14 protein-coding genes (1 of these 14 only partly in view) are annotated in these 11,819 nt (G+C 32.2%); 10 read left to right on the top strand and 4 right to left on the bottom strand.

Going from position 1 to position 11,819, the window contains the following annotated elements; all coding sequences use genetic code 11:
- The first annotated feature begins 8 nt into the window (after positions 1–8).
- From NAMH_RS00715 to NAMH_RS00735, 5 genes are read left to right on the top strand one after another with little or no spacing between them, the layout of a single operon-like run.
- Positions 9–242: a YgaP-like transmembrane domain gene (locus NAMH_RS00715; RefSeq protein ID WP_012663563.1), complete on the top strand. Its 234-nt coding sequence runs from the start codon at positions 9–11 to the stop codon at positions 240–242.
- Positions 242–1,231 (top strand): phosphoribosylformylglycinamidine cyclo-ligase, encoded by a 990-nt coding sequence (purM, locus tag NAMH_RS00720; protein WP_015902031.1) that lies wholly within the window; start codon positions 242–244, stop codon positions 1,229–1,231. Before NAMH_RS00715 ends, purM begins: the two co-directional genes overlap by 1 nt.
- Entirely contained in the window at positions 1,228–2,016 is a 789-nt protein-coding gene (locus tag NAMH_RS00725) for a phosphatidylserine decarboxylase (RefSeq protein WP_015902553.1), read from the top strand. Before purM ends, NAMH_RS00725 begins: the two co-directional genes overlap by 4 nt.
- A gap of 15 nt (positions 2,017–2,031) precedes the next feature.
- Positions 2,032–2,577 carry a MotE family protein gene (locus NAMH_RS00730; protein ID WP_015902367.1) on the top strand — a complete coding sequence of 182 codons (546 nt, stop codon included), beginning with the start codon at positions 2,032–2,034 and terminating at the stop codon, positions 2,575–2,577.
- A complete protein-coding gene (locus tag NAMH_RS00735; protein ID WP_015902159.1) occupies positions 2,549–3,259 on the top strand; it encodes a hypothetical protein in 711 nt (236 codons plus the stop codon). Before NAMH_RS00730 ends, NAMH_RS00735 begins: the two co-directional genes overlap by 29 nt.
- Here the strand turns inward: NAMH_RS00735 and NAMH_RS00740 are convergent.
- Positions 3,249–4,652 carry a GGDEF domain-containing protein gene (locus NAMH_RS00740; RefSeq protein ID WP_012663528.1) on the bottom strand — a complete coding sequence of 468 codons (1,404 nt, stop codon included), beginning with the start codon at positions 4,650–4,652 and terminating at the stop codon, positions 3,249–3,251. The genes NAMH_RS00735 and NAMH_RS00740 overlap by 11 nt on opposite strands.
- A complete protein-coding gene (locus tag NAMH_RS00745) occupies positions 4,646–5,605 on the bottom strand; it encodes a hypothetical protein (protein ID WP_041361467.1) in 960 nt (319 codons plus the stop codon). Before NAMH_RS00745 ends, NAMH_RS00740 begins: the two co-directional genes overlap by 7 nt.
- Before the next feature lie 184 nt (positions 5,606–5,789).
- On the opposite strand from NAMH_RS00745, the gene NAMH_RS00750 reads away from it, so the two are divergent.
- The 3 genes from NAMH_RS00750 to NAMH_RS00760 are packed head-to-tail and all read left to right on the top strand — an operon-like array spanning position 5,790 to position 7,659.
- Complete coding sequence (locus NAMH_RS00750) at positions 5,790–6,347, top strand: DUF507 family protein (RefSeq protein WP_015902296.1); 558 nt, start codon at positions 5,790–5,792, stop codon at positions 6,345–6,347.
- Between the two features lie 6 nt (positions 6,348–6,353).
- Positions 6,354–7,478, top strand: a complete 1,125-nt coding sequence (gene carA / locus NAMH_RS00755; protein WP_041361468.1) for a glutamine-hydrolyzing carbamoyl-phosphate synthase small subunit — start codon at positions 6,354–6,356, stop codon at positions 7,476–7,478.
- A gap of 1 nt (position 7,479) precedes the next feature.
- The gene (locus tag NAMH_RS00760) at positions 7,480–7,659 is read left to right on the top strand and encodes a hypothetical protein (protein WP_041361470.1); all 180 of its coding nucleotides are present in this window, start codon (positions 7,480–7,482) and stop codon (positions 7,657–7,659) included.
- Here the strand turns inward: NAMH_RS00760 and NAMH_RS00765 are convergent.
- Complete coding sequence (locus NAMH_RS00765; RefSeq protein WP_015902057.1) at positions 7,656–8,441, bottom strand: undecaprenyl-diphosphate phosphatase; 786 nt, start codon at positions 8,439–8,441, stop codon at positions 7,656–7,658. The two genes, NAMH_RS00760 and NAMH_RS00765, sit on opposite strands and share 4 nt — an antisense overlap.
- Positions 8,442–8,500: 59 nt before the next feature.
- On the opposite strand from NAMH_RS00765, the gene NAMH_RS00770 reads away from it, so the two are divergent.
- A complete protein-coding gene (locus NAMH_RS00770) occupies positions 8,501–9,262 on the top strand; it encodes a glycerophosphodiester phosphodiesterase (RefSeq protein WP_015902250.1) in 762 nt (253 codons plus the stop codon).
- On the opposite strand, the gene NAMH_RS00775 is transcribed toward NAMH_RS00770, so the two are convergent.
- Entirely contained in the window at positions 9,250–10,065 is an 816-nt protein-coding gene (locus NAMH_RS00775; protein ID WP_015902697.1) for a 3'-5' exonuclease, read from the bottom strand. The two genes, NAMH_RS00770 and NAMH_RS00775, sit on opposite strands and share 13 nt — an antisense overlap.
- A 106-nt stretch (positions 10,066–10,171) precedes the next feature.
- On the opposite strand from NAMH_RS00775, the gene carB reads away from it, so the two are divergent.
- Positions 10,172–11,819 carry the 5' portion of a carbamoyl-phosphate synthase large subunit gene (gene carB, locus NAMH_RS00780; RefSeq protein WP_015902729.1) on the top strand. The gene runs 1,625 nt beyond the window's last position, so the window shows 1,648 of its 3,273 coding nt (coding positions 1–1,648); its start codon is at positions 10,172–10,174; its stop codon lies off the right edge, out of view.

Consider the following 11,819-nt stretch of genomic DNA (forward strand, 5'->3'; position numbering starts at 1 on the left):
GGAGAATTATGAAAAGTAAAAAATTCGCATGTGCTGAAAGACTACAAAGATTTTTAATGGCATTTATGATGATAATTATTTTAATGTTGTTGGCAAATGGTTCTACAACAATCGCACTTGCTCTTTTGGCATTTGTAGCTATTATGCTTTTTATATACGGAGCATTTGATTTTTGTCCGAGTACATGGGTACTTACTAAACTGTTCGGCAGTTGTTATTGTGAATGTAAAGAGGAGGAATAATGGGAACAATCAGTTATAAAGACGCCGGTGTAGATATTGATGCCGGAAATACTTTGGTAGAGAGAATAAAACCTTTTGTTAAAGAAACATTCAATTCAAACGTAGTAGGCGGTATCGGAAGTTTTGCCGGAGCTTTTAGAATGCCTAAGGGATATAAGAAGCCTGTACTTTTAAGCGCTACAGACGGTGTGGGTACAAAACTTAAACTCGCAATCGATGCAAAAAAATACGATACTGTCGGTATAGATCTTGTGGCTATGTGCGTAAACGATCTTATCTGTAATTTCGGTGAACCTCTCTTTTTCCTTGATTATTACGCTACCGGAAAACTTGATGTTGATGCCGCTGCCGCAACTGTAAAAGGTATTGCCGAAGGGTGTAAACAGGCAGAGTGTGCGTTAATAGGAGGAGAAACGGCGGAAATGCCTGGAATGTACAATGAAGATGATTTTGACCTCGCAGGATTTGCCGTAGGCGTAGCGGAAGAAGACGAACTTAACCCGAAAGTAAAAGACGGTGATGTTTTACTTGCACTTCCGAGCAGCGGTATTCATTCAAACGGATATTCTCTTGTTAGAAAACTGTTCTTCGATAAATTAGGCATGAAATTTGACGACGAAATTGACGGTAAAAAACTTATTGACATATTGCTAACACCTACAAGAATTTATGTAAAAGAATTTAAAAAATTCAAAGATAAAATAAACGCGCTTGCTCATATCACAGGTGGAGGAATTGTTGAAAATCTTCCAAGAGTTCTTCCTGATGATTTGGAAGCGGTCGTTTATAAAGATAAAATTAAAACCCTGCCGATATTTGATTTTATGGCAAAATATGTTGATGAAGCCGAAATGTATAGAACATTCAACATGGGTGTAGGTCTGGTACTGGCGGTGGATGAAGATAATGTGGATTATATTATTTCAAATTCAGATGCCTATGTAATCGGAAAAATTCAAAAAGGACAAAAAGGAGTAAAACTAAAATGAACCCCTCCCGTTTGCTCTCTAAAATAGTAGTAAAAATAGCCACAACTAAATTTCCTAAATTTATTCAGTGTTTTATCAATAAAACGTATGTGAAAATTTTTAAAATCGATATGGAGAAATATGAGCCTGAAAATCCGTGCGATTATGAAACATTAAATGATCTTTTCATCAGACACAAAAAATATATTGAATTTTATGAAGACGATGATATTCTGGTAAGTCCAAGTGATTCTGAAGTAATAGCCAACGGCGATATTGAAGATAATTACGTTTATCAGATTAAGGGTAAAAAATATAAAATTGATGAGTTGATACCGTACGAAACAAAAATTGACGGAGGTTATTTTATTAATTTATATCTCTCTCCGAGCGATTATCACCGTTTCCATGTGCCTATTGATATGGAAATTGTAAAAGCCACATATATTCCGGGTACACTTATGCCTGTAAAACCTGCTCAGCTGGAAAAAGAACTCGTTTTTCCTAAAAATAAAAGAGTTGTATTAAGATGTAAAGACAAAAAAGACAGATACTTTTATTTTGTAGCGGTTGGTGCTATGATCGTTGGGAAAATTCATTTTAATTTTGATGAAAGACTTCAAAAAGATTATGAAGAAATCACTACTTTTGAATATAAGAAACCTGTAAAACTTAAAAAAGGTGACGAACTTGGAAGGTTTGAGTTTGGAAGCTCCATACTTCTGTTTTTCGGACCTGATCATTTTAAATATCTTAACCAGCAGGATAAAGTTGAAGTAGGAGATATTTTAGGTGAAATCTTTTAAAGTGAAAAGTGTAAAATGAAAAATATAAAACTTTGGTTAATAATATTACCGGTTTTTCTTTTTGCCGTTGATCAACAAAAACTTCTTGACTGTTATGAGATTTTCGATCAAAAAAGAGCGGAACTTGAAGCACAGGCGGAAAAACTTCTTGAAAAACAAGAAGCCTTTGAAGCGCTAAAAAATACTTATATGGCATTAATGAAGAAAAAAGAAGAAAAATTAAAAAAACAACAGGATGAAATAAACGCAACGCTTGCAAAAATAGAAGATGAAAAAAAACAGATTGAAGCGTTAATTAAAAAAAATCAACAGATTTTAGCGGATATTAAAAAAGCTAAACTTGACAAAATAACACAAAGTTACGCAAAAATGCGTCCGAACAATGCCGCACAGATTCTCTCAAACATGAAACCTAAAGATGCTCTTGAAATACTGCAAAAATTACAGCCTAAAGTAATGGCGAAAATACTTGCTAAAATGGATCCAATGAAAGCCGCAACTCTTACACAAATGATGCAAAACGGAGAAAACAATGCAAGCACAAATACTCCTAACCGTTAACGGTGCCAAACATTTAATAGCTAAAGCTTTAGTCGAGCATATAGATTTTAATAAAAGAGTATATATCGCATACGGCACTACGAATAACTATATTCTTCATCATTTGGAAATAAAAACAGATTCCCTTTATGCGGCAGGATGTAATGTTAACGCCAAATTTAATGTTACTACAAATAGAGACAACGTAATAATTTTACAAAACGGAATGCTTGTGGATATTAAAGATTTCGATATAAATGAAAATGATATTTTTATAAAAGGCGCTAATGCTCTTTGGTATGAAAACGGTAAAAAGCATGCCGCAGTTGCCGCTGCAGATCCGAACGGAGGAACATACGGAAATCTTTATATCAAAGCTGTGTGCAGGGGAACTGATATCATCATTCCCGTTGGGCATGAAAAACTGATTCCGTATTTTGTGGAAACTTCACAAAATGTGGATTTTGCCACTGGTAGTAAAATCGCAATGCTTAAATTTTTTAAAGGCAAAGTATTTACCGAAATAGAAGCGTTTAAGACTTTATTTAATCTTGAAGCCAAGGTTATTCTTGCGGGAGGTTTAGAAGAATGTAAAGGATCTGTAGGTTTTTTAGTAGAGGGCGAAAACGTAAAACAAGCAATTGAATTTGCAGAGAAATATAATAATTTAAACATATTAAAAACTGCTGAATTTATTTATTAATATCTTCTTTTTCAATTTTAATATAATTAATGTCTCTATAAAACAATACTTTTCCTTTTTTAGTTTTTTTAACTTTATATAAGGCTAAATCGGCATTGTTAAATCTTTTTTGTAGGTCTAACATATTATTACCGCATCCGCCTGCGCTTGCAGATAAATTTTTAGTTAAATTTTTATCATAAGTCTTTTGAATCTCTTTTAAATGTAGATTTACTATTTCCAAAATATCCTGAATTTCACTCTTGTTTTTATTAGTACAAATTAAAAATTCATCTCCTCCCCATCTACCGAGAATATCATTCTTGAAATATTTTTTTAATAATTTTGTAAATTCTTTTAAAATTTTATCTCCTATTTCATGTCCAAAAGTATCATTAATATATTTAAAATTATCTAAATCTATAATTAGAAAATATTTGCATTTTTTATTATTTATTTCATTTTCGAACCCTAATCTATTATATATTCCTGTAAGCTTGTCTGTCACGGCTTTTTGATTAAAGTCTTTAATAGTATTGTCAATATTTTTAATGTTTTTTCTAAAAATAGTAAAAATAATAGAGTACATCAAACTTATTATTATGAAATAGATTATTGCAAATGTATATAGTATCGGTTTAACTGCTTGTATTACTTTTTTATTAACAAGTGAAGAAAGCGAATCAATTTTTTGATATTTTATACCAAATCCAAAAAATATGTTTAAGGGTTTAAATTTGTCAAAAATATAAAATTGATCAGTATAAAATTCTCCTTTTAATTTTATACCGTTATAGTAAATAATAATGTCAGGAATAGTTTTTAAAACCGTTATTAATTTTTCTGCTACAGACTTTGTATTAAAATTATTTAGTCTGAAACTACTTACTATTATTAATTTATATGCGGGGGAATATTTTACAATTGTGAATTTATTATTTTTAACAATAGAGCATTGTCCATAATTTTTAAATGGATTGCATGGATAATTAAAATCTTTTCCGATTCTTTCAAGCTTTTTTGAAACCATTATTTTATTATTTTGTATAATTTCTATATCCTCATTATAAATATTAAGTATATATTTGAAAAGAAATGATTTGTAATTTTTAAAATCTAAATTTTGTAGTGTTTTTAAAATAGTGATTAGTTTATATAAATCGTTATTTACAAGTTCAACTTTTTTTTTCATCTCATTTTTTATAATTTCTTTATAATATTTATCAAGTATATTTTTAATTAAGTAAATTTTATTATAAAGGACTTCGTTAATTATCATTTTATACTGATATGTTGAGGTAACGGATATTACTACTTGTGATTCTTTTTTATATAACCATATGTTAAATATTATTACTGAAAATGCAAAAAAACTAAAAAAAACCAAAATATAAAAATAAACTTTTTTTACCACACCAATTCTTTAACATAATTTTTTATAAACCATTCAGGAAGTTTGAAATCAATATGTTTTGCTCTATTAACATTAATGTAATAATATGCTTTTGGAGCATTAATAATATGTAATTTTTTTGTTTTTGTATAATTAAGCATTATTTTAGCCGTACTTTTACCCATTGCAAAAAAATCTACACCGCCAAATCCCAAAAAACCCATTTTTACAAAGGTCATATTAATTCCTATGTCAGGTTTTTTAATTTTTTCAAGATATATGTCTTTTAATTTATAAAAAGGGATTTTTTTATTGTTTTCCGTTAAAGAGAGCGTTAATGGTATAAATAAAGTAATGGATTTGTTATTATTTATGTCGTTAATTTTATTTTTTAATTCTTTTACGTTTTGACATTCAACCAATAAAAGACTATTTTGGAAATTTGTACTTTTTAATTCATTTACAATTTGATTTTTTACTAATTCACCTACGCCTTTGTTATACAAAATTGCAATTTTATTAATTTTATTTATTTTATTAAATGTTGTTAAAACTTCTTTAATATGGAGCTTTTCATATACGCCTCCAAAAAATTGTTTATTTAAATTGTATTTTTTTTGGTATGTATGAAAAGGAATGTTAATACCTGAGAAAAAAACGGTTTTATGTAATTTTGAAGCAGGAATTGCAATTAGTTGAAATGCAGCATCATCAAATGTTACAACATATTGATATTTATCAATATTTTTTAATATTTTTGCCGCTTTTTGTTTTAAATTTTCTTTAGTTGTAACTCTTGCATTTAAGAAAAATATATCAAAATCAGTTGGTGAAAATTTTTGTTCATACATCAAAGATAAGAATCCATTTAATTGAGGAATTCCACACTGATCTTTTTGATCATAAGAATTAACTATTAAAATTTTAGAAAAAGCATATATTATCAAAAAACATAAAAAGAATAATTTTTTCATATTTTCACTTTTTTTCAATTATAGCAAAAAAATAGCAATATTAAACTAAGGTTAAATTTTTATGGGAATTTTAAAATTATAAAAGAACAAATATTTTTTTCTTTTATAAAAATTAAGACTAACCCTAATTGCATTATTACGTGACAACCCATTTATTTGGTATAATTCTAAAAAAAGGTTAAGTATGCTTATAAAAGAAGCCCAAGTGCCTTTTCTTGCCAGAAAAATAAGCGTTGATTTGCTAAATAGCGGATATGTAACTTTCCCGAAAAACATGGATGTAGCAACTAAAGAAATAGAAGAAATTATAGAAGATGATGTAGCATGGGAAAGAGAAATAGAAAATAAAGCAAGAGAAATACTTGCACAACAAGAAGAAGAGAATGAATTTCTTTTTTATGATGTTGATAGAAGAGAAGTATTTAAATTAATAAAAAGTAAAGTTGCCGAAGAGGAAGGTTTTAACCTTAAAAGAGATGAAAGAATAGATGATCTTGCACACTTTTTAGTAAAAGAACTCTGGGATAAAGAGCTGATCGATTACGACGTAAGAGACGGTAAAATCAAAAACATTATCTACAAATCGATTATGGAATTTTTACACAGAGAAATTGAAGCAAGAGACGAAGTTTATAGAAAAATAGAAAATTATAAAAGACCTTTGGTACCGGGAAGTGAAGAATTTGAACTTGTATTCCAAAGATTATATGAACAAGAGTTAAGAAAAAGAGGACTTATTTAAAGGATTATGATGAAAATTAGTATTCTTTTAGCAAACGGTGATTTTTTTGAAGCCAAAGGATTCGGTGCGGAAGGTACTGCAGTCGGTGAGATTGTTTTTAACACATCTATGACGGGATATCAGGAAATTATTACAGACCCAAGCTATGCTGGGCAGTTTGTTGTATTTACAATGCCTGAAATCGGAAACGTTGGCGTAAACGAAGACGATATGGAAAGTAAAGGCGCATGGCTTAAAGGTGTAATTGTAAGAGAATATATCGATACATATTCAAATTTCAGAGGTGAAAAAAGCCTTGGAGAGTTTTTGAAGCAAGAGGGTATTTTGGGAATTAGCGAAATCGATACGAGATATCTTACCAAAACTATCAGAACCCAGGGTGCTATGATGATGATAGCATCAAGCGAAATCCATGATAAAGAAGAACTTAAAAAAATACTTGACTCAACCCCTTCCATTCAGGAAATTGATTATATTAAAGAAGTTACGACCGATAAAGAATATATCCATCCAAACGGCGCATGGAACGATATAGAGTTTAAATACAACCCTAAAAACACAGATAAAAGAATCGTGGTTTATGATTTCGGTGTAAAAAGAAACATATTAAACGAACTTACCGAAGCCGGAATGGAATGTGTGGTGGTACCTGCAAACACTCCTGTTGAGGATGTGATTAAAAGATATCAAAACGGTGAAATTCAGGGTGTGTTTTTAAGTAACGGTCCGGGGGATCCTCTTATTTTAAAAGACGTGCATGAAAAAATCAAAAAGCTGCTTGATGCAAAAGTTCCGATGTTCGGAATCTGTCTTGGACATCAGCTTTTAAGTATCGCACATGGATATCCTACATTCAAACTTAAATTCGGACACCACGGAGGGAACCATCCTGTTAAGAACTTCATAGGAAAATATCCGGAAGTTGAAATAACAGCCCAAAACCACAACTACAACGTTCCTGAAGAAATCGAGGAAATTGCTGAAGTTACACACAAAAACCTTTTTGACAATACAATTGAAGGTGTGAAATACAAAAACGAAAAAGTATTCTCAGTCCAGCATCACCCGGAAGCCTCTCCGGGACCGAGAGATGCAAAATACATATTCAAACAGTTTTATGAAATGATTTAAAATGAAGTTCGATATTCTGAACAAATTAATGTTTGGAATTTTTGAACTTTTTATTCTTTTTGTGGCGATTTTCGCCCTTGTTTCCACATTTATGACAAACCCACTTATTTCTACCGTAATATTTTTCTTTTTAATTTATTTTGCTTATTATCTGGCGATAAAGTATTTTATGGAGGATTAAGAAGTTATAATCCCCTGATTTATAAGATACAGAAGAATAATACCGAAGATAATTCTGTAAACCCCGAATGCGTTTAGCGTATATTTCTGAACATATTTCAAAAAGAGTTTAACCGCTATATAGCTTGCTATGAAACTTACAACAAAGCCTACCGCTAAAACCGTCATATTCTGGTTTGTAAAAGAATCAATGTTTTTAAGAAGCTCATAACCGCTTGCCGCAAACATTGTGGGAATTGCAAGTAAAAAACTGAAATCCGCAGCCGTTTTTCTGCTAAGCCCGCTTAGCATTCCGCCTACAATAGTTGCACCGCTTCTGCTGGTACCGGGAATTAGGGCAAAAACTTGAAAGAATCCTATAATCAGTGCCTCTCTTAAGCTTACTTTTTCAACATCCCTGATTTTGACTTTTTCTTCCGAATAGATCTTTTCAACAATAAAAAAGACAATTCCTCCGATTATAAACATCCACGCAACCGTCTGGATTGTAAAAAGAGCCTTTATCTGATGTCTTAAAAGAAAACCTATTACCGCAAGGGGCATAAATGCAATCAGCACCTTTTTCCAAAGGTTAATTTCTTTAAAGTTTATTTTTTCAAGATATATTAAAACAATTGCAAGTGTGGCACCGAGCTGGATTATTACTTCAAAAGCCACGTTTTGAACACTTTGTTTAAGTCCTAAAAGAGTGGAAACTATTATCATGTGTGCAGTAGATGAAATAGGTAAAAATTCGGTGATTCCTTCTACAATTCCTAATATGATACTGTCAAAAATACTCATAAATCCCCTTTTATTTAAAAGTAAAAAGAATTATAATATAAAAACAATAAAGGCCGCATATGTTTAAAGCGTTTGAAAAAGAACACATCTGTATAGCACACAGGGGATTAAGGGCTTTTTATCCAGAAAACACCATGCCTGCATTTGAAAAATCGTTAAACAGATTCGATATGTTTGAATTCGACGTACACTATACAAAAGATCTAAAACCTGTTGTGATACACGACGGGGATTTAAGAGAGCTTACGGACGTGTCGGACAGATTTGACAGATACTGCGTCGGTGAGCTTACTTTAGATGAGATAAAAACACTTGACAACGTATCAAAGTTTATAAAAAACAATCCTTTTAATAAAGAATTGAATATCCAAGAACTGTCGGACATGAATAAAAACTCCATTCCGCATCTTGATGAAGTACTGGCTTTTATTAAACAGCATTCATTTCCCGCAAATCTTGAAATTAAAGATTCTGATATTGATGAAGATTACATTATAAAAGATCTAAGGGAAAGGATTGAAAAGTTCGGAGTAAAAGACCTTGTGCTTATTTCATCTTATAATCACGGGTATATAAAAAAATTGCAAAAGTATCATACTGCGGCTCTTTTTGATTATGAAATGAAAGATTTAAAAGCGTATTTAAAAGATCTAAACGTATGTGCGTACCATATAGATATTGATAATTTTAATAAAAAGACAGTTTCGGAACTTTTAAAAGAAAATATTTACACAAACGTTTATACGGTAAATGATAAAAAAAAGATCTTAGATCTTTTTAAGATGGGGGTTAAAGGGGTGTTTTGCGATTATTTTTCCTGAAGAAGCCTGTTGAATACTTTAAGCGTCATTTTAACGTCTTCCAGGGCGTCGTGGTAATTTGCATTTTGTTTACCGAAGAAAAACGCCACACATTCTTCAAGTCTTGGCATTTTTTTCTTTTCAAGCACTACGACGTCGGCAGAATAGTACATTGTGTCAAATATCGGAATGTCTATGATGTTCGGGAAATGCTCCGCCCTTTCAAGCTCTCTTTTAAGAACCCCGAAATCGTAAAGCACGTTATGACCCACCACCATGTCGAGATTGTCGAAAATCTGTAAGAATTCATCTTTTTTTTCGGCAAATGTAGGTTTGTGTTCGATGTCTTCTTGTTTGATTTTATGAACTTCATACGCTTCTTCGCTGATTTTCGCCTTAGGGTTTAAAAAATCGTAAATCTCTTCGGTATCCATACTCTGCATATCCTGTATAACAACCGCATATGAAATAATATATCCGTAAATATCAGTGGTTTCCGTATCGAAAACGCCTACTTTTTGTATTTTAAATTCATCGGGTGTGTTTTCAAGGTCGTGTATGTAGAATTTTAAAAACTCTTTTGTAGAAAACACCTTTTGACGTTTGATAGGTTTTATTCTTTCGCGTTTACCTTCTTCTTCAAGCACTACAGATGTCAGGTAGTCGTTGTAGTTTCTGAAAATCACATCTTCTTTTACATCTTCACTCAGGCATTTAAGCAGGTATGATTTGTCTTTTTTGAGTTTTTCTATGGCATATTCTCTTGTTTTTTTATTAAAAACAGTGGCAAGTCTTAATGTTTCAATCTTTTGAGGTAAACTCAAATTAAACCTTTTTAACGGAATTATACATATATTTATATTAATTCTCAATTCTCAATTCTCAATTCTTAATTCTTTAGGATATAATTACATATAAAAAAGGTACCGTATGCCAAAAAGAGAAGATATTAAGACCATACTGCTTATAGGTTCCGGTCCGATCGTAATAGGACAGGCTTGCGAATTCGACTATTCAGGCGTTCAGGCCGCAAAAACACTTAAATCATTAGGATACAGAGTTGTTCTTGTAAACTCAAACCCGGCTACAATTATGACAGACCCGGAGTTTGCCGACGCTACATATATCGAGCCGATTACCGCCGATGTTGTGGCTAAAATTATTCAAAAAGAAAATGTTGATGCGATTCTTCCTACAATGGGAGGGCAGACAGCACTTAATGTCGCAATGGAAATGTATGAAAAAGGAATGCTTGAAGGTATTGAATTTTTAGGGGCAAACCCGGAAGCGATTAAAAAGGGTGAAGACAGAGAGGAGTTTAAACAGGCCGTTGAGAGAATAGGTCTTGATTTGGCAAAAAGTGAAACCGCCCATACGCTTGATGAAGCTGTTGAAATAGCAAAAAACATCGGATTTCCTCTGATTGTCAGAGCCGCATATACACTTGGAGGACTTGGAAGCGGTGTTGCTTACAATATGGAAGAATTTAAAGCGCTTGCAAAAACGGGTATCGAAGCCAGCCCTATTAACGAAATTGAGATTCTTGAATCAATGCTTGGCTGGAAAGAATACGAAATGGAAGTTATCAGGGACAGAAATGATAACTGTATAATTGTGTGTTCTATAGAAAACGTTGATCCTATGGGTGTGCATACGGGTGACAGTATTACGGTTGCACCGGCACTTACGCTCACTGACAAAGAATATCAGAAAATGAGGGATGCATCTTTTGCAATTCTAAGAGAAATCGGTGTTGATACGGGTGGAAGTAACGTTCAGTTTGCGGTAAACCCTGAAAACGGTAGAATGATCGTAATCGAAATGAATCCGAGGGTTTCAAGAAGTTCGGCCCTTGCATCAAAAGCTACCGGTTATCCTATTGCAAAAATAGCGACTCTTTTAGCTGTGGGATACACGCTTGACGAAATTCAAAACGATATTACCGGCACAGCAGCGAGCTTTGAACCTGTAATAGACTATGTTGTTACTAAGATTCCTAGATTTACGTTTGAAAAGTTCCCTCAGGCTGACGCAACGCTTACAACTTCAATGAAAAGTGTTGGTGAGGTTATGGCGATAGGAAGAACGTTTAAAGAATCAGTTCAAAAAGCCCTATATTCACTTGAAACCGGACTTGACGGATTTGAAAAAATCGAATGCGATGAAGAGACACTTGTAAAAAACATAAGAATTCCTAATGAAAACAGGCTTCTTTATGTTGCGGAAGCGTTCAGAAGAGGCAAAAGCGTAGAGGAAATTTTTGATATATGCAAAATTGATCCGTGGTTTTTAAATCAGATTAAAGAAATTGTTGAACTCGAAAAAGAAATAACACCGGCGATTTTAGAAAATGAAGATCTTTTAAGAAAAGCCAAAACATACGGATTTAGCGATAGAATGATTGCAAAACTTATAGGCAAAACCGAAGAGGATGTATATCAGGCAAGAAAAAAATTAGGCGTTGAAATCGACTATAACGAAGTTGACACTTGTGCGGCCGAGTTTGATACGACTACAAGTTACCTTTATTCAAGTGTAAACGTTACCAAAAACGTGCCATTAAGAGGAAGCGATCTTG

This window comes from Nautilia profundicola AmH (assembly GCF_000021725.1).
Lineage (GTDB): Bacteria > Campylobacterota > Campylobacteria > Campylobacterales > Nautiliaceae > Nautilia > Nautilia profundicola.

Coding starts and splice junctions, on each gene's coding strand:
- NAMH_RS00715 (WP_012663563.1), top strand. CDS start 9: ATGAAAAGTAAAAAATTCGCATGTGCTGAAAGACTACAAAGATTTTTA.
- purM (WP_015902031.1), top strand. CDS start 242: ATGGGAACAATCAGTTATAAAGACGCCGGTGTAGATATTGATGCCGGA.
- NAMH_RS00725 (WP_015902553.1), top strand. CDS start 1,228: ATGAACCCCTCCCGTTTGCTCTCTAAAATAGTAGTAAAAATAGCCACA.
- NAMH_RS00730 (WP_015902367.1), top strand. CDS start 2,032: ATGAAAAATATAAAACTTTGGTTAATAATATTACCGGTTTTTCTTTTT.
- NAMH_RS00735 (WP_015902159.1), top strand. CDS start 2,549: ATGCAAGCACAAATACTCCTAACCGTTAACGGTGCCAAACATTTAATA.
- NAMH_RS00745 (WP_041361467.1), bottom strand. CDS start 5,605: ATGAAAAAATTATTCTTTTTATGTTTTTTGATAATATATGCTTTTTCT.
- NAMH_RS00750 (WP_015902296.1), top strand. CDS start 5,790: ATGCTTATAAAAGAAGCCCAAGTGCCTTTTCTTGCCAGAAAAATAAGC.
- carA (WP_041361468.1), top strand. CDS start 6,354: ATGATGAAAATTAGTATTCTTTTAGCAAACGGTGATTTTTTTGAAGCC.
- NAMH_RS00760 (WP_041361470.1), top strand. CDS start 7,480: ATGAAGTTCGATATTCTGAACAAATTAATGTTTGGAATTTTTGAACTT.
- NAMH_RS00765 (WP_015902057.1), bottom strand. CDS start 8,441: ATGAGTATTTTTGACAGTATCATATTAGGAATTGTAGAAGGAATCACC.
- NAMH_RS00770 (WP_015902250.1), top strand. CDS start 8,501: ATGTTTAAAGCGTTTGAAAAAGAACACATCTGTATAGCACACAGGGGA.